The following is a 17,432-nucleotide window of genomic DNA, read 5'->3' as shown; positions in this document are numbered from 1 at the left end:
GCTTAACGGGGCGAGCGCGAAGGCGATGAAACTCAACCTCCGAAGACAGTCGAAGGACGAGCGGGGCCAGGCCTCAGCGGGAGCCCGCCAGCCGGTCTACATCGCGGCCCTCGCCATCTCCCTGTTGTGGGCCGCGGCCCCGATCGCCTTCGCCATCGGCTATCGCGGGCAGGTCGCCCCGATCCACGATGACGCCTTCGCCTTGGCGCTCTTGGTGCTGTTGGCCGCCGGCCCCGCCGCCTGCGTGTGGGGCGCCGCCTACCTGGTCAAGCAGGGACAGACGCTCGCGCTGCAGGCCAGCCGCGCCGAGGGGACGGCGCAACGTGCGCTCGCCGAGACCTCGCAGTGGACCGGCCCGGCCGAAGTCCTGCGATCCCTGCGCGAAGAGATCGCGCGGAGCGCGAGCGCCGCCGAGACGGCCGCCGGCGGCGCCACGGCGCTGCGCGAGGCGCTAGCGCGCGAAGCCGACCGTCTGAACGCCGCCTCGGTCGCCTCGGTCAGGACCGCCGGGGAGCTGGCCGGCATCGTCGAGGGCCAGAACCAGAAGCTCGCTGAGAACATCGAGGCCCTGGAGACCCGCGGCGCGCGGCTGGCGGAGCTCGCCTCGCGGCAGGCCGAAGCGCTGAGCGAGGCGACCCGGGCGGCCGAGACGCAGCTGGACCTCGCCGAGGCGAGCGTGGCGGAGCAGTCGCGCAGGTTGACCGCCACCGCGGAGGACGCCGGCCGCGCCGTCGCAGCGGCGGGTGAGCAGCTCAAGCGGGAGCTCTCCGGCCTGCAGCAGATCGGCTTGGTGGCGCAGGTGGAAAACGCCACCGCAGCGCTTCGCGAGCAGAGCGAGGCCGTCCACCGCACCGCCCAGTCGCTGCGCGTCGACACCGACCTGCTCGGCGCAAGCATGGACCAGCATGCCGCCCGGCTCACCGGCCTGGTGGAGGCTTCGCGCGCGAGCGCCGAGCAGGCGGCGGCCGCGGTCCAGAGCAGCGGCGAGACACTGCTGGCCTTGCTGCAACAGGCGGACCAACGATTCGCCGCCGCGCTCGAGACCGCGCGCGCCGAGCATGGCCGGCGCGACGAGACCATGAGTCAGGTGCTGGCCTCGATTTCGCAGAGCGCGGCCGGACAGCGCGAAGAGCTGCAGGAGCACGCCCGCGGCATCCTGTCCGCCCTCGCCGAGTCCACCGAGCAGGCCCGAACCGCCGCCGACCGGCTGTCGGAGGAGACGCGCCGGCAACTCGAAAGCTCCTCCGAGCTGGTCGAGTCCTGGAGCGCAGGCGCCGAGCAGCGGATGGCCGCAATCGCCGGAGCGGCGCGCGCCGCGGTGGAGGAATGGACGGGCGCCGTCTCGGTGCTGGAGAAGGGGGCGGAGCGGCTGCCCGAGGCCGGCCGCGAGTCCCTGGGGCGGCTGCAGGAGACCGTGGCGCGCGCGGCCGACGAGCTGCTGCAGGTCTCGCGGCGGACCAGCGAAGAAGCCCGGGCGGTCGACGAGGCCTTCCAGGAGCGGATGCGCCGCCACTTCGCCTCGCTCAGTGACGCGCTGCGGCTGATGGGGGCCGATCCGGCCGCCGCAACGCCGCCGGCGCTCCCGCTCGACCCCGATCCCGGAACCGCCCAGAAGCCGAAGCGGGAGCGGAGGGGCTCGGCCGCAGCGGCCGAGCATGCCCCGGCGCCGCGCATCGCCCGCCGCGGCGCCCGCTCCGCGGCCGCTCGTGTCGCCGAGCCGGACGCCGCGCCCGCGACCCCTCCCGAATCCGCCAAGGCGGAGACGGCGGCTCCGCCAGCTTCCGCCCAGGCCGTCGACGCCGACGACGCCGTCGTCGACATGACCGAGGAGCGCTGGTCGAGCGCGCTCCGCGCCGCATGGGAGGCGGAGGCCTCGCCGGCGCAGTCCGACGCGGCCGCGCCGCCCCAGAACGACGAGCGCGAACTGCTGCGCCAGCTGCAGCGCATGGGCATCGAGCCGATGCGCGCCGTGGCCGACAAGGCGCTGGGCGATGTGGTCGCGGCCGTGGCCGGCAGTGAGCGCCCCAGGGCCCGCCACCTGGTGGCGAGGCTCGCCCCCACCGCCGTCTCGCGGCTCTCCGCGAGCCTCAGGAGCAACCCGGCGCTGGCGGCCCGCAGCGCGGCCTATCTGGTCTCCTTCGACCGACGGCTCGCCGAGTTCGCCGGTCCGGAGCGGAGCGACGCGCTCGCTCGCCTGCTCGCCTCCGGGAGCGGGCGGCTCTACCTGCTGCTGGACGCCGCCGCCGGGCAAAGGCCTGTGTCGGAGCCGCCCGGCGGTGCGAGCTGAGGCCCATCGCCCCCCGAGTGATCCTTTCAACCCCACAAGGCTTGCATCCGTGACGTCTTCCCCCGAGACCTATGCGCCGATCCTCACGCTCGAGGCGTTCGCCAAGCTGCGCGATGCGCGCGGCGAGGAGATGGGGACCATCGTGGCGACCTCCGGAGGTTTCGACCCGATCCATCCGGGGCACGTCACCTGCATCGTGGAGTCCAAGCGGTACGGCGACACCCTGGTGGTGATCGTCAACGGCGACGACTTCCTGCGTCAGAAGAAGGGCATGAACTTCCAGGACATCGACACCCGCTGCGCGATCGTCTCGGCGCTGCGCGGCGTGGACTACGTCGTCAAGTTCGAGGTCACGGGCGACCCGACGGTCGCCGAAGCGCTGCGCGCCGTGCGGCCGCGCTATTTCACCAAGGGCGGCGATCGTGTCGCCGGCAAGTCCCTGCCCGCCTCGGAGGAACAGGTCTGCCGCGAGTTCGGCATCGAGATCATCGACGGCGTCGGCCGCGACAAGGCCTGGTCAAGCAGCGACTTCCTCGCCAACTGGGGCGAGTTCTGGCGCCGCCGGGCGCAAGGCGAGGGCGCGCCCTCCTGAGTCGTCCGCCAGGCGCTCCGGAGCGCCGCGCCTGGATCGTCTGGCCCAGCTTTGCGTTATGGATGAGGTGGCAATGAGGGGCGTCGCGCCGGCGAGCCATGGACGCAATCGTGGAAGAGCGCCCGCTGGGCCGGAAGACGGGCCGCTCGGACGATCCGGCGGTCTCGGTGGTGATCGCCGCCTACAACGCCCAGCGCTACATCGCCGAGGCGGTGGCGAGCGTGCTCAGGCAAAGCTTCACCGACTTCGAGCTGATCGTCGTCGACGACGGCTCGACCGATCGCACGGCCGAGATTGTGGAATCCTTCGCCGACCCGCGGCTTCGCCTGATCCGGGGCGCCAGGCGAGGCACCTCGGCGACCACCAACGACGGCCTACGCCTGAGCCGCGCGCCGCTGGTGGCCCGGCTCGACGCCGACGACGTCATGGAGCCGAACCGTCTCGAGCGGCAGGTCGCCTTCCTGACAGAGCGGCCGCACCTCGGCGGGGCCGCCTCGCACTATTGGCTGATCGACGAGAACGGCGTCGTGCGGGGCGCTCACACGCCCAGGCTGGAGACCATGCGCGACGTCGAACTGCAGCTGCGCTATGGCGGGCGACTGACCTATCCCCACCCCACGGTCATGTACCGGCGCCAGGTCGTGCTGGGGCTGGGCGGCTATGACTCGCGGTTCGACCGGACCGAGGACGTGGACATGCTGCTCAGGATGCATGAGGCGGGTTGGCCGATCCTGATGCAGCCCGAGAAGCTCACCCGGTTCCGGGTCCACGGCGCATCGGTGTCGGCCCTGAACGCCAGGACGCAGCACTTCCACAACGAGACCATCTTCGGCAACTATCAGCGGCGGCGGCGCGGCGAAGCGGATCTTCCCATCGAGCACTACGTGGCGCTGTCGCGCGCAAACCTGCTGCGGCGCCTCGTCACCGAAGGCCGGATCCTCGCTTCGCGCCTCAAGCGGGCGCGGACCATCGCCCTGATGCGGCGCCGACCTGTGCTTTCCGCGGCGATCTCGGTGGCCGCGATTCTGCTCGATCTGCGGGGCGCGGCGGGCGCTCTGCTTCGTCGGCTGCACCGCTGGCGGTCGATGGCCTCCCTGCCCGCGCTCTCGAAAAGTGAGGCCGCCCCGGCAATCGATGCGGCGCGAGGCGGGGCGGGCTCGCGGCGTCATGCGCGAGCTGTCCCTTAACGTCAGTTTCGGGCGCTATCCCGCCGGTTTGTCGAGCTAGGAAGCGGCCGAGGCTGCGTCGGGCCGCGCCAGCCCAGCGAGCGTCGCGTCCCTGGCGGCCTCGATCAGGCGCCGGGCCGGTTCCGTGAGCGCACCGTCGTCAACCACATCGGCGTTGTCGGCGATGTGCTTTGGATCCGAGCTGTAGATCAGGGTAAGGCCGTCGGAATTCTCGAGGAGGGCCGCCTTGAGCATCAGTCGCGCCAAGACGCGCGCGTCTGTCACGTCCAGTCCGATCTTCTCGGCAAGGCGCCCCGCGGCGTCGGCGTGCTCTGCGAAATGCGCCACGAGGGCCCCAAAGTCGCGTGTAAGCACCCAGAAATGGATTTCGAAGGCGCCTGGAAAGTTCGGCCCCCCGCGAATGGCATCGCGGTTGAACTGGGTGATCTGGCAGAATTCGGGCTGCGCGCGGTGCGCGGCCGACACGCGGGAAACGTCGCCCCCCACGCCGAACGCACCGATACGGCCGGCCGATTTCTCCGTCCTGACGCGCTCGAGCAGACCCAGGACCGCCAAATCGGCGACCTCGGGCTCGTGCATCAGGAACAGGTCCACCTGCGACCGACGGAGCAGGCGCAGACTCCGCGCCAGCGACGTCCGAACCTGCTCGGGGCGATAGCTGGCCTTGGCGGTAAGGCCGCCGGAGTCGGGCGCGCCAGGGGCGCGGCGACGCGACCGCACGGCCCGCACAGCCGGTCCGAGCAGCAATCGCGCCATCTGAATGTGCAACGGCCGCGCGGAAGGCGGCAGCAGTCCATATTTGGTCGTCACCGTTGCGTCGTCCCGCCCGACGAGAAAGCTGCCGAGGTAGGCTTCGGCGCGCCCGTCCAGATAGAAGGGGGCGACATCAAAGTGTCGGATGCCGGCATCGTAAGCCGCGTGGAGGAGCCGGTGCGCTTGAGCTTCGGTCGTTCCGGGCCAGAAAGCGCAACCATATCCAAGCTGACTGGTGGGGCGACCAAAGCCGGGAAGCGAGATCGCTCTCATCATGCAGCCCTGTGCAGGGCTGCAAGTTCGCTGAGGCGGTCCGCGAGCCGGATCGCGAGCGCCATGATCGTGTGAGTGGGATTTGTGAATCCGGAGGTCGGGAACACCGAAGAGCTGCAGACGTAGACGTTCTCCACACCGTGGAGCTTCAGATCGGTGTCGACGACGCCCTGCCGCGGATCGGGAGACATCCGCGTCCCGCCGCAATGGTGAAAGAGGTCCACGAGCCTGTCCGCGAAGCGGTCCCGCATGAGATCCGGATCGGGAACGATTTCGCCGAGCCCCTTCGCGGCGAACGCCTGCCGCACCAGGCTGACGTAGGTCCGGATCGTATGCAGCTCCAACTCGGAGATCGCCCAGGTGAGTCTTGCGCGGCGCAGCCCAAGCGGGTCGCGCGCGTCCGAGAGCTCGATCCGACTTTCTGACAGCGGCGACTGTTCACTGTAGACTGAAAGCTTGGGCTTGGCCCAGGGAAGGGCGAATCTGGGGTCGGAGCGGCTGCGAAAATGGTGCCAAATCGCGCCAGGCGCGCGCGGGACCATGCGGACGAATTCGCGGAGCCCTATCGCGGAAGCCGGACCGGTCAGCAACTTGATGCCGGTCCTCATGGCGGGATAGACGCCGTCATCGAACTCGATCATGCCGCTGACGTTCAAAGTCCGGTGCGCCCTCTGCGCCTCGGCGCTCAGGTTGATCTTCGAAAGGTGCGCCCCTCCCCGCAGACGCCAGGGCCCGAACGGCCAATCCTCGGCAGTCAGATCGGCGCCGATGACATCGCCCGCGAAGCACTGGACGTGGTCCTGAAAATGGCGTCCGAGCAAGCCGCTGACGTTCCATGGCGAGATGGTTTGGTTCAGGAGAAATCGGGAGCTCTCGATACCTCCAAGACACAGGGCGACCGTGTCGACCGTGGCCGTGGCTTCCTTCCCGCCCAAGCAACGAACCCGAAGGCCAGAGACCCGTCGTCCGCTGCCGGAAACCAGGAGCTCGACCGCGTTCGCGTGCAGCACAATCAGGCAGCGGGGGTCCTGCAACAGATGCGAGAAGACGCGCGCGAACTTCTTCTCAGGGCAGTAGCGCGAGAGGGATATGGTGAAGTCATCGCCGAGGTAGGGCTTGGCGCCGCCATAGCCCTGCCAGACCGCCTCCTCGTCCGCCAGGCCGTCCGTGCCCTCGAGCCGCTCGGCTCGGCGGTAGAACTCATCGAGCTCCGACTTGGAAATCGCCCATCCGCTCCCCGGAATCCACGGCCGCGGCTCGAAATCCAGAGAGTCGAGCTCCATGACCTGGCCTGCCCAGGCAGAGGTGCTCCCTCCGAATCCGCGGAAGCGTCCGCAGTGGGCGCCGGCGTACGTTCGTCCTTCAAGCTCGGTCTTGTTGAGGGCCTGTGACCGCCGCTCCCACCGGCTTTGGCCGCCGCCTTCGAGCAAGAGAACGCGGTGGCCCCTTTGAAGCAATTCGTGGGTGAGCGTAAGTCCGGCCGCCCCCGCCCCCACCACGCACACGCCATGGTCCCAACCGGCAGGAAGCTCGTCAGTCTCGAAGTCAGCGATCATTTGCAACCCAACTCAACAGGCACGGCGACCTGTGAAGCCAAATCCACGCTGTCGTCGCACTAAGTCGGTATCGAGCGCCCACATTCGTGCTTCCCCCAATTGCGCCGCGCGAATGCGCCGAGCCGCTGTTGCAGGCCAAGCGGAGACCTTTGCAGCCCTGATACAGTGAACTCGCGAGACCCCGTTGCGGTTTGCGTCGGCCGGCCGCGGCATGCCGCGGCCGGGCTGTGCGTTACACGAAGAGGAAGTCACCTGCGGACAACGAGTGCGGGTCTGTGAGGTTGGTGATGACCGCCACCTCGACGGTGCCTCCCAGACTGGTCGGATCCGAATCGTAGTAGAGGGCCAGATGCGTGTCGTCGGCCGCGTAACCGATGACCAGCCGGCCCCCACCCTGGTTTCCGGGCATGGAGCGCAGCACGGCGTCGACGTCCCGGACGCTGTCCATCAGATTCGGATCGCCAAACCAGCGCACCACCTGCGCGCCGGTGATGGCGTTGAACCAGGCTGAGGCGTCGACCATGGTCAGGTTCGAGCCGACCGACTCGGTCCCCACCAGCTGGAACGCTCCGGTGGCCACACCGAACACGTCGTGGCCGGAGACGTCGTAGCCGGAGATGTTGGCGGTGATCGACGGCGAGAGATCGAAGATGTCGTCGCCCGCTGTGCCAGCCTGGGTGGCCCCGGTGTGCGTCACCGCACCGGTTGGCGGCGGCGGAGGCGGAGGCGGAGGGGGTGGCGGCGGCGGTGGCGGCGGGCTGACGGAGCCGCCGTCGTCGTTGAGGATCATGCCGGTAGCCAGGCTCGTACCGATCGCGCCGCCGGTCGGGTTGGAGAGCGTGACCGTGAAGCCCTCGTCCGCCTCCGTCGTAGCGTCGCCGGCGACCGGGATGAAGATCTGCTTCGTGGTCTCCCCGCCGCCAAAGAACACCGTCCCCGAGGGGAACACGTCGCCCTGGAAGTCGGAGGCGCTGGCCGGCGCGGCGCCGCTGCCTCCCACCGAGAACATCACCGTGCTCGGGCCGTCCACCGGACCCGTGCGGGTCACGGTGTAGACGAAATAGGTCGTCGCGCCGGCGTCGCCTTCAGGAAGGCTTATGGTGGTGGGCGAAAGGCTCAGCGTCGTGCCGGTCGGCGGCTCAGCCGCATCGTCGTTGAGGATCAGGCCCGAGGCTGCGGCGGTCGTGATAGCGGCGCCGGTGGCGTTTGACAGCGTGAGCGTGAAGCTCTCGTCGGGCTCCACCGCCGTGTCGCCGGCCACGTTCACGGTAATGGTGGCGCTGGCCTGGCCGGCCGCAAACGAGACCGTGCCAGAGGGCAGCGTCCCGCCGCTGAAGTCGGTGGCGCTGGCCGGCGCGGTCCCCGAGCCCGCGACGCTCCAGTTGGCGCTCGACGCGCCCGAAAGGTCGCCGCTCCGCGTGACGGTGAAGTTGAACGGCGTGGCTCCGCTGTCGCCTTCGCTGTGGCTCACGCTGCTCGGGCCGATGGCCAGGCTGGTTCCGGTGGGCGGCGGAGGCGGAGGCGGCGGAGGCGGCGGAGGCGGCGGAGGCGGCGGAGGAGGAGGCGGGCTCGTCCCGCCGTCGTCGTTGAGGATCACGCCCTGGCCGCTCGCCGTGCTGATCGAGGCGCCGGTCGGGTTCGACAGGGTGATCGTGAAGTTCTCGTCGGACTCCGTCGTGGTGTCGCCATTGACGGGGATGAAGATGTTCTTGCTGCTCTCGCCCGACCCGAAGAACACTTGGCCCGAGGGCAGGACGCCGTTCTGGAAGTCGCTGGCGTCGGCGGGGTGGAGTCCGGAGCCGGTGATCGCGAAATTCGCCGTGCTGGGCCCGGAGATGTCGCCCGAGCGGGTGACGGTGTAGACGAAATAGGTGACGCCGCCGTTTCCCTCGGAGAGGCTGATCGTCGCCGGCGAAATGGCCAGGCTGGCAGGCGGGACCGCGTCGTCGTTGAGCACGATGCCCGTCGCGGTGGGGCCGCTGATCGTCGCGCCGGTGGGGTTCGACAGGGTGAGCATGAACTGCTCGTTGGGCTCGATGGTGGTGTCGCCGGCCACGTTGACCGTGATCACGGCCGAGGTTTGTCCGGGGGCGAAAGAGAGAGTCCCCTGGGGCAGCACGCCGCCGGTGAAGTCCGTCGCGTCAGTCGGGTTGGCGCCGGATCCCGCGACGCTCCAGGTCACCGAACTGGAGCCGGTGACGTCGCCCGTGCGGACCACGGTGTAGGTGAACGGCGTGGCGCCGCTGTTGCCCTCGTTTCCGGTAAAGGAGCTCGGCGCCAGCGCCAGGTTGGTCACGGTCGGCGCCGTGAGCGACTGGTAGGCGCGGATGTAGTCGACCTGCAGGCCGGCCGGGAAATGGGTGGTGGAATCCGGCGGGCCGGCCCAGGAGCCGCCGACCGCCAGGTCCAGCAGCATGTACATCGGACTGTTCTGGTCAGGGGCGGTGGGCGCCACCCCCGTGACCTGGCCGTCGAAGTAGAAGGTGATCTTGTCCGGCTCCCAGTCGACGCCGTAGCGGTGGAAGCCCTGCGACATGTCCGGCACGGTGGTGTTGAAGAACCGGTCGTACGTCGTGTCCGAGGGGTGCGAGAACTGCCACAACGACGTCGTCTGCTGGTCGATGACCTCCATGACGTCGATCTCGGGCCGGAAGCTGCCGTTGGTCGGCAACAGCCAGAAGGCCGGCCACAGGCCCGTTCCGGCCGGCAGCTTGGCGTCGACCTCGAAGTAGCCGTACAACTGGCTGAACGAGAACTTCGTGTTCAGCGTCCCCGAGGTGTAGGTGTAGTTGTCGATGAACGGCTGGATCGAAGGATCCGCGAAGTTCGCCGTGATCGTCAGTATGCCGTTGTTGACCGTCCACGGTTTGACCGACGCCGTATTTGGGTCGTTGGCATTGATGTACCACTCGAGCTCCCCGTTGTTGGTGAAGGTGGAGACGTCTCCGCCGCCGAAATTGTACTGCGTGTACCACGTACCCGTCGTGCCGTTCGATAGGTTCAAGGTGTTGAATTCATCGTCGAACGTCATCTTCGCTGTTGCAGCGAGATTATTTGGGTCGATTGCCACTAGCTTAACTCTCCTGGCGCCATGCAAGCGCCCACAATTCGACGGCCGGCGAGCTCGTCATGCTCCAGCTTCGGCAGATGAGTAGATGTCCCCTGCCCGAGACCTATACGTGATCTTTCTGTCTGCGCAAACCGCTTCAATACTGTGACGCTGTCAGTGCTAGCACACTGATTTACTGTGCAGCTCGTCCCCGCGCCTGCGGGCCAGGCCGAGCCTTGGCCATGAAACCCCGCAACGGGCTTGGCAGTTCCAGCGACCGCCGCGCACCAGTGAAGTTTAACCTCACAGGGGAATATCGCCCCTAGAACCCGTGCCGAAATTCCCTAGGCGCGGGAATACGGCTCAGCTTGGCGCCGCCGAAGGAACGGTTGGTATGCTGGCGGATTGTTCGCGTGAGGGCGAGAGCTGCGGCCCGATGTCATGAGAGGGTTGGCTTGGCCCGTTCCGATTGCCGTTCAACGCCGGACGCCACCGCCGCTCGCGGGGCGAGCGGCGGACCCCCTGCCCGACTTCGATTGCAGGCCGCGCAGTTGCGCGTGTGGCTCTTCGATGAAGCCCTGCCGCTCTGGGCGCAGCGCGGGGCCGACCGCCTCCACGGCGGGTTCCACGAGATGCTCGATCAGGAGGGGAAACCGACCGCCGCTGCGAAGCGGGCCCGGGTGCAGGCGCGGCAGGCGTACGTTTTCGCGACCGCGGGGCTGCTGGGCTGGCACGGCCCCTGGCAGGAAGCCGCCAGCCGCGGCATGGCCTACCTGCAGGCCCGCTACCGGCGATCGTCGGGCCTGTTCCGCACCCTAGTGTCGCGCGATGGGACCCCGCTGGATGATAGCGTGCGCCTCTATGACCAGGCGTTCGTCCTGCTGGCGATGGCGCGGCTGCGCGAAGCCGGCTTCGACGGAGGGGCCATGGAGACGGCGGCGCGCGAGTTGCGCCAGGGGCTCGCCGAATTCCGCCATTGCGCCGGCGGCTTCCGGGAGAATTCCGACCGGCCGTTCCAGGCCAACGCCCAGATGCACCTGCTCGAGGCGTCGATGGCCTGGGAGGCCGTCAGCGGGGACTCAGGCTGGGCGACAATGGCCGAAGAGATCGTTGGCCTCGCGCTCGACCGATTCATCGATCGGCAGCGCGGCTGTCTGCTGGAAGTGTTCGACGCCTCTTGGCGCCCCGCATCGGGCGACCTCGGCCGTCTGACCGAGCCAGGGCATCAGTTCGAGTGGTCGTGGCTGCTGCACCGCTTCGGCTCGAGGCGGCGCGATCCGCGCGCGCTGCAGGCGGCCCGACGGCTGCGCCGTGCGGGCCTCGCCGGCGTCGACCCGGCGCGGGGCGTGGCCATCGACGAGGCCTGGAGCGACGGCTCCGCCAGGCAATCCACGGCCCGGCTCTGGCCGCAGACCGAATGGCTCAAGGCGGCGATCCATCTGGGCGAGATCGAGGGCGACTGGACGAGCGCCGAGCAAGCCGCCGAGGCGCTGCAGGGATACCTGGCCACACCGATCTGCGGCCTCTGGCGGGACCGGCGTCTGGAGACCGGCGCCATGCAGGAGGAGCCCGCCCCGGCCAGCTCGTTCTATCACATCATCACGGCCTGCTCGGAGCTGTTCCGCGTCGCGCTCCGATGCCCGGCGGCGTCGGCGAGCGTCGCGATCCGTGGCCGCGCGGTCACGTCGGCGGCCGAGATGCCGCTCCTCTGATGCGCCGGAGGGGGCTCGTGGAACCAAGGCCAAGGTTCAGCATTTCGCCGAAGCATCGGGTTCGCCGGGCGCCGAGGGCCCGCGGGGAACTGTTGGGATAGCTCTGGCAATGCGCGCCCGTCGATCGGCGGACCTCACGGCATGGCCCTCCGGCGGGCTCGTCCCGCCGTCCGGGCGGCGCGAGCGCATGGCCATGCAACTGGAGTGGAGATGAAGGCGTCAGGGAACAGGAAGGTCGCGCTGGTCACCGGGGCCACGGGCCAGGACGGCGCCTACCTGGCGCAGCTGCTGCTGGAGAAGGGCTACACCGTCCACGGCGTGAAGCGGCGGTCGTCCTCGTTCAACACCGGCCGTGTGGAGCACCTCTACCAAGACCCGCACGAGTGCGACCCTAAATTCATCCTGCACTACGGCGACATGACCGACAGCACGAACCTGATCCGGATCGTGCAGACCGTGCAGCCGGACGAGATCTATAACCTGGCGGCGCAGAGCCACGTGCAGGTGAGCTTCGAGACCGCGGAGTACACCGCCAACGCCGATGCGATCGGCACCCTGCGGCTGCTCGAAGCCATCCGCATCCTCGGCCTCGAGAAGAAGACGCGCTTCTACCAGGCGTCCACCTCGGAGCTCTACGGCAAGGTCCGCGAGACGCCGCAGACGGAGAAGACGCCGTTCTACCCGCGCAGCCCTTACGCGGCGGCCAAGCTCTACGCCTACTGGATCGTGGTGAACTACCGCGAGGCCTACGGGATGCACGCCTCCAACGGCATCCTCTTCAATCACGAGAGTCCGCTGCGCGGCGAGACCTTCGTGACCCGCAAGATCACCCGCGCGGCCGCCGCCATCCACCACGGCTTCCAGGATTGCCTCTATCTCGGCAATCTCGACGCCCGGCGCGACTGGGGTCATGCCAAGGAGTATGTCCGCGGCATGTGGCTGATGCTGCAGCAGGACGAGCCGGACGACTATGTGCTGGCGACCGGAGAGACGGTCCGGGTGCGCGACTTCGTCGACTGCGCCTTCTCACGGATCGGCATGGCCCTGGAATGGCGCGGCAGCGGGGTCGATGAGGAAGGCGTCTGCGCGCGCACAGGGCGGCTCCTGGTGAAGGTCGATCCCCGCTACTTCCGTCCGACCGAGGTCGAGATCCTGCAGGGCGACGCCACCAAGGCCCACGAGCGGCTGGGCTGGCGTCACGAGACCACCTGGCGCGAGCTTTGCGCCGAGATGGTCGATCAGGACCTCGAGCTCGTGCGCCAGGAAAGGCGGCAGAATGGCGAGTGAGGTCGTCTATCCGCTGCGCGGGAAGCGCATCTGGGTGGCCGGCCACGGCGGCATGGTCGGCTCGGCGATCGTCCGCCGGCTGCAGGCCGAGGGCTGCGAGCTGCTCACCGCAGAGCGTTCGCAGCTCGATCTGAAAGACCAATCGCAGACCTACGCCTGGGTCGCGCAGGCGCGGCCCGACGCCGTATTCATGGCCGCGGCCAAGGTGGGCGGCATCGTCGCCAACGACAGCTCGCCCGCGGACTACCTGTTCGACAACCTGATGATCGAAGCCAACGTCATCGAGGCCGCGCGACGCGCCGGCGTGGAGAAGCTGCTGTTCCTGGGGTCGAGCTGCATCTACCCGAAGGCCGCGCCGCAGCCGATCCCGGAAGAGGCGCTGCTGACGGGACCGCTGGAGCCCACCAACGAGTGGTACGCCATCGCCAAGATCGCCGGCATCAAGCTGACGCAGGCCTATCGTCGCCAGCACGGCTGCGACTTCATCAGCGCCATGCCGACCAATCTCTATGGCCCGTTCGACAACTTCGACCTGACCTCCAGCCACGTGCTGCCAGCCTTGATCCGCAAGGCTCACACGGCCAAGACCAGCGGCCAGCCGAGCCTGGAGATCTGGGGCACCGGCCGGCCGCGCCGGGAATTCCTCCACGCCGACGATTGCGCCGACGCCCTGGTCTTCCTGATGACGCGCTACTCCGGAGAGCAGCACGTCAACGTGGGCTCGGGCGAGGACCTCACCATCCTGGAACTGGCGCGGCTGGTCAGCGAGGTGGTCGGATTCCGCGGCGAGATCGTCTGCGACCCGCGCAAGCCGGACGGCACGCCGCGCAAGCTGATGCGCGCCGATCGCCTGAGGGCGATGGGCTGGGCGCCGCGCATCGGTCTCCGCGAAGGCGTCGATGATACCTATCGCTGGTACCTCGCAGACCTCGCCGAACGCTCGGGAGCCGCCGCATGAACGCGCCCCTGACCGGGCTCACGCCCACGGGCGATGCGGCCGACCCCGAGAGCCTGCGCGGCGCGGACATCCTGATCCTCAGCGCCTACTACCATCCGGAGCCGACGGGCAGCGCGCCGCCGATCACCGATCTCTCTTTCTGGCTGGCCAAGAACGGCGCCGACGTGCGGGTGCTCACGGGTCGGCCCAGCTACCCGGCTCGACGGGTGTTCGAAGGCTACCGGCGCGGCGAACGCGACACCGAGCAGCTGAATGAGGTCGCCGTCCGCCGCCTCGGCCATTACGTCTCGGAGAGCCCGGGACTCCTCGGACGGTTCGCCACCGAGTTCAGCCTGCTGGCGCGGCTCGCCGCGGCCCGCGCGCTCGGCGGGGCGAAGCCCGCCCGCCACGTGATCTGCGTCTGCCCCTCGGTGTTCGTCGTCGCGGCGGCGGGGCTCTTCCGTCGGCGGGGCGGGCGCGTCCTGTGCATCGTCCACGACATCCAGTCCGGGCTCGGGCGCAGCCTGGGCTTCAAAGCGGCCAACCTGGTTCTGGGCCCGCTCCGCGCCGTGGAGATGCGCGCCTATAACGGCTGCGACGTCCTCGTGGCGCTCTCCGACGAGATGGCGGACGAGCTTCGCCGGCTCGGAGTCAGCCGGCCGATCGTCGTGCTGCCGCCGCAGATCGATATCGGCGAGTTGACACCCTTGCCCGAGCCGGCGGACGAGGCTCCTGCCCTGCTCTATTCGGGCAACCTCGGCCGCAAGCAGGGCCTGGACCAGGTGCTCGCGCTCGCCGGCGCGTTGCAGGCGCGCGGCAGCCGGGCGCGGATCGTCATCCGCGGCCAGGGCAGCGAGCGCGCGGAGCTCGAGCGGCAAGCGGCGGCGGACGGACTGACCAACGTCGCATTCGAAGACCTCGCGCCCCGCGAGCGGCTCAACGAGGCGATGGCGGAGGGGATCGTCCACCTGGCGCCGCAGCATCCGGACGGAGCGACCTTCGCCGTACCTAGCAAGGTGTTCTCGATCATGGCCGCAGAGCGCCCGTTCCTGGCCACGGCGCGGCGCGCTTCGCCGCTCTGGAACATTGCGCAGGTCAGCCGGGCCGGGGTGTGCGTGGAGCCCTATCAACCCGAGGCGCTCGCGGACGCGGCGGAACAGCTTCTGGCCGACCCGGCCCTGCGTCGGCGGATGGGCAAGTCCGGCCGCGCCTACGTGGCGCGCAACGTCGACCGCGAGATCGTCTGCCGACGGCTGTGGGACGCGCTTTCCGAGGGATGACCGATGTCAGTCAGATCGTCGCCTGCAAGTGGAACGACATTCATGGACGCATTCTCCCAATACCTCGCGAGCGGCCTTTCCCGGGTGGACGGTTGGCTCAATCCGGTCAGCGCCGCGTTCGTCGGTTCGCTGGGCGCCTTTCAGAGGAGCCAAGGCTGGACCGGAAGCTGCGGCGAGATCGGCGTCCACCATGGCAAGCTGTTCCTGGCGCTTCACCTCCTGCGTGATCCCGATCGTCCGAGCTTTGCGATCGATCTGTTCGAGGACCAGCACCTCAACAGCGACGGCTCCGGCAACGGCGACTACGGCGCCTTCATGCGCAACATCCAGAGGTGGGCGGGCCGGACCGACGACGTGAAGATATTCAAGGGCTCTTCGCTGGACCTGGACCCGGCGCGGGTGATCGAGGCCTGCGGCCGCTCGCGGCTCTTCTCGGTGGATGGCGGCCACACGGAGGCGTGCACGCGCAATGATCTGGAGATCGCCGAGGCGGTGAGCGAGCCCTACGGCGTGACGATCATCGACGACGTCTTCAACGAGTTCTTCCCGGAAGTCGCCATGGGCCTGCAGTCCTACGTCGCCAAGGGCCGGTTGCGACCCTTCGCCATCACCCCGAACAAAGTCATGCTGACGGATCCGCAATTTGCGCGCGCCTATCGCGACTGGGCGCGAGCCGACTTCAGCCATCGCTATGACAAGACCTGCGTGATGTTCGGCGGCGAGGTGGACCTCTACGGCATCCGCTACGGCTCCTATCCAGGCTGGAAGCAGGTGCTGCGCGATTCTTCACTCTATCCCGGACTGAAGAAGATCAAGGCCAGCTTGGCCGAGCGCGGCTGACTGGCGGCGCCGTGGCAATAGAGGAGCCGGATGTTGCTTGCGGAGTGCGCCGCGTCGCCTGCCAATTCAGCTGAGCGCCTGCCCAGCCTGGCGGCGCTTATCCTCAACTACAACTATGAGCGCTACGTCACCGAGGCCATCGAGAGCGCGCTGGCTCAGACCCAGCCGTTCGACGAGATCATCGTCGTGGACGACGGGTCGACCGACAACTCCATGCAGGCGATCAGCGCCTATGCCGATCGCCTGGTGATCGTCGATAAGCCGAACGGGGGGCAGCTCACCGCCACGATGGCTGGGTTGGCCCGCAGCCGGGCGGATTACGTCTACGTGCTCGACGCTGACGACCTGCTCGAGCCCAACTTCGTGGCGCGAGTCAGGCCCTGCCTGTCGGCGGCGCCGGTAAAGGTGCAGTGCCAGCTGACCGGGATCGACGCCGACGGCAAGCCGCTGGTCTCGGTGTTTCCAACCTATCCTGCCCGCTACGACAGCGCACAGATGCGCTCAGACAACGAGCAGATTGGCTTCTACATCTGCCCGCCCACGGCCGGAAACATTTACCGGCGGGAGTTCCTCGACCGGATTGATCTGAGCCGGCTTGGCCCGCACGAGCCGCTGGACGGGCCCCCTGCCCTGGCGGCGCCCTACTACGGCGAAGTGCTGACCATCGATCGCCCCCTCGCCCGCTATCGCGTGCATGGCCGCAACGACAGCCGTTGGGACCGCCCCGACGTGCAGTTGCTGAAGGGTGAGATCGACTGGTTCTTCCGCCGCTGGGGCGATGTGGGCGCGATGCTGGGCTGCGGTGAGCCGCCGTTTGGAAACGCCAAGCCGCTCTACGTACGCGAGCGCGAGCTGATGATGTCGGCGCTCGGCCAGGGCCAACCGCTGCTTCGGCTCGTTCCGAGTTTCATCTCCCGCCTTTGGGCGACACACGTGACTGGCAAGCAGAAGCTCATCCTCACCGCCTGGGCTCTTGCGCTGGTCGCGCCGATCCCACGCCTGCGCCGTTACCTGGTCAACGCCCGCCGCTCGCCGGTGAACCGGCCCGCCGCCGTGAAGCGGCTGCTGAGCTCGGTGCTCGGCGCCGGAGCGGGCGGCTGACCCCCTCAGTGGAAAAGCCAGCCGGCCCCATCGTCGTTCAGGATCAGTCCGTCGGCCGAAGCATGCGCCACGGTCGCACCGGTGACGTTCGACAGAGTGACGGTGAAGCCCTCGTCCGGCTCGATCGTGCGATCGCCCTGCACGGGCACCCAGATCGTCTTGGACGCTTCGCCGCCGCCGAAGAACACCTCGCCGGTGGGGAGCACGCCGCCATGGAAATCAGCGGCGTCGGCCGGGTTCGCGCCCGATCCTGTCACGGCGAAGTCCACCGTCGTCGGTCCGCTGAGGTCGCCGGTTCGGGTGACCAGGAAGGTGGCGTAGGTGACGCCGTTCTTGCCTTCCAGCACGCTCGCCGAGAGCGGCGTGATGCTCACGGACGTGGTGGTGACCGCGGGCGCGGTGGCGGGGGGCGCAGGCGGGGGGGAGATCACGAGACTGCCGTCGTCGTTGAGTATGACGCCGGTGCCGGAGCCGGTGGCGATCGCTGCGCCGGTGGGGTTGGAGAGGGAGAGCGTGAAGCCTTCGTCGGCTTCGGCGGTGGTGTCGCCGTGGATCGGCACCCAGATGGTCTTGGAGCT

The 17,432-nt window shown here is 68.8% G+C and carries 13 protein-coding genes; 9 read left to right on the top strand and 4 right to left on the bottom strand.

Annotation, left to right across the window (positions count from 1 at the left end):
* The first annotated feature begins 25 nt into the window (after positions 1 to 25).
* The 3 genes from Q0W60_RS10835 (at position 26) to Q0W60_RS10825 (ending at position 4,066) form a co-directional block, all read left to right on the top strand.
* Entirely contained in the window at positions 26 to 2,287 is a 2,262-nt protein-coding gene (locus tag Q0W60_RS10835; RefSeq protein WP_297695428.1) for a hypothetical protein, read from the top strand.
* A 49-nt stretch (positions 2,288 to 2,336) separates the two neighbouring features.
* Positions 2,337 to 2,879 (top strand): adenylyltransferase/cytidyltransferase family protein, encoded by a 543-nt coding sequence (locus Q0W60_RS10830; RefSeq protein ID WP_297695426.1) that lies wholly within the window; start codon positions 2,337 to 2,339, stop codon positions 2,877 to 2,879.
* A 98-nt stretch (positions 2,880 to 2,977) separates the two neighbouring features.
* Positions 2,978 to 4,066 (top strand): glycosyltransferase, encoded by a 1,089-nt coding sequence (locus Q0W60_RS10825; protein WP_297695424.1) that lies wholly within the window; start codon positions 2,978 to 2,980, stop codon positions 4,064 to 4,066.
* Positions 4,067 to 4,102: 36 nt separating this feature from the next.
* Here the strand turns inward: Q0W60_RS10825 and Q0W60_RS10820 are convergent, their stop codons facing one another.
* The 3 genes from Q0W60_RS10820 to Q0W60_RS10810 form a co-directional block, all read right to left on the bottom strand.
* On the bottom strand, positions 4,103 to 5,095 hold the full coding sequence (locus Q0W60_RS10820) for an aldo/keto reductase (RefSeq protein ID WP_297695422.1): 993 nt from the start codon (positions 5,093 to 5,095) through the stop codon (positions 4,103 to 4,105).
* The gene (locus Q0W60_RS10815) at positions 5,092 to 6,648 is read right to left on the bottom strand and encodes a GMC family oxidoreductase (protein WP_297695420.1); all 1,557 of its coding nucleotides are present in this window, start codon (positions 6,646 to 6,648) and stop codon (positions 5,092 to 5,094) included. The genes Q0W60_RS10820 and Q0W60_RS10815 overlap by 4 nt, the downstream gene beginning before the upstream one ends.
* Before the next feature lie 232 nt (positions 6,649 to 6,880).
* Complete coding sequence (locus tag Q0W60_RS10810; RefSeq protein ID WP_297695418.1) at positions 6,881 to 9,679, bottom strand: Calx-beta domain-containing protein; 2,799 nt, start codon at positions 9,677 to 9,679, stop codon at positions 6,881 to 6,883.
* A gap of 575 nt (positions 9,680 to 10,254) precedes the next feature.
* Between Q0W60_RS10810 and Q0W60_RS10805 the strand changes: the two genes are divergently transcribed.
* The 6 genes from Q0W60_RS10805 to Q0W60_RS10780 all read left to right on the top strand — a co-directional run bounded on the left by Q0W60_RS10805 (position 10,255) and on the right by Q0W60_RS10780 (position 16,854).
* Complete coding sequence (locus Q0W60_RS10805; protein ID WP_297695469.1) at positions 10,255 to 11,409, top strand: AGE family epimerase/isomerase; 1,155 nt, start codon at positions 10,255 to 10,257, stop codon at positions 11,407 to 11,409.
* A gap of 210 nt (positions 11,410 to 11,619) precedes the next feature.
* Entirely contained in the window at positions 11,620 to 12,696 is a 1,077-nt protein-coding gene (gene gmd, locus Q0W60_RS10800) for a GDP-mannose 4,6-dehydratase (protein ID WP_297695416.1), read from the top strand.
* On the top strand, positions 12,686 to 13,654 hold the full coding sequence (locus Q0W60_RS10795) for a GDP-L-fucose synthase (RefSeq protein ID WP_297695414.1): 969 nt from the start codon (positions 12,686 to 12,688) through the stop codon (positions 13,652 to 13,654). Before gmd ends, Q0W60_RS10795 begins: the two co-directional genes overlap by 11 nt.
* Positions 13,651 to 14,913 (top strand): glycosyltransferase family 4 protein, encoded by a 1,263-nt coding sequence (locus tag Q0W60_RS10790; protein ID WP_297695412.1) that lies wholly within the window; start codon positions 13,651 to 13,653, stop codon positions 14,911 to 14,913. Before Q0W60_RS10795 ends, Q0W60_RS10790 begins: the two co-directional genes overlap by 4 nt.
* Positions 14,914 to 14,955: 42 nt before the next feature.
* Positions 14,956 to 15,753: a class I SAM-dependent methyltransferase gene (locus Q0W60_RS10785; RefSeq protein ID WP_297695410.1), complete on the top strand. Its 798-nt coding sequence runs from the start codon at positions 14,956 to 14,958 to the stop codon at positions 15,751 to 15,753.
* 30 nt (positions 15,754 to 15,783) lie between these two features.
* Entirely contained in the window at positions 15,784 to 16,854 is a 1,071-nt protein-coding gene (locus Q0W60_RS10780) for a glycosyltransferase family 2 protein (RefSeq protein ID WP_297695408.1), read from the top strand.
* A gap of 5 nt (positions 16,855 to 16,859) precedes the next feature.
* Here Q0W60_RS10780 and Q0W60_RS10775 read toward each other — a convergent pair.
* A partial coding sequence (locus tag Q0W60_RS10775; RefSeq protein ID WP_297695406.1) for a Calx-beta domain-containing protein occupies positions 16,860 to 17,432 on the bottom strand: 573 nt, incomplete at its 5' end.

Source organism: Phenylobacterium sp. (assembly GCF_025934275.1).
GTDB lineage: Bacteria > Pseudomonadota > Alphaproteobacteria > Caulobacterales > Caulobacteraceae > Phenylobacterium.
The sequence above is the reverse complement of the archived record's forward strand: the minus strand, read 5'-3'. Positions and strand labels throughout refer to the sequence as shown.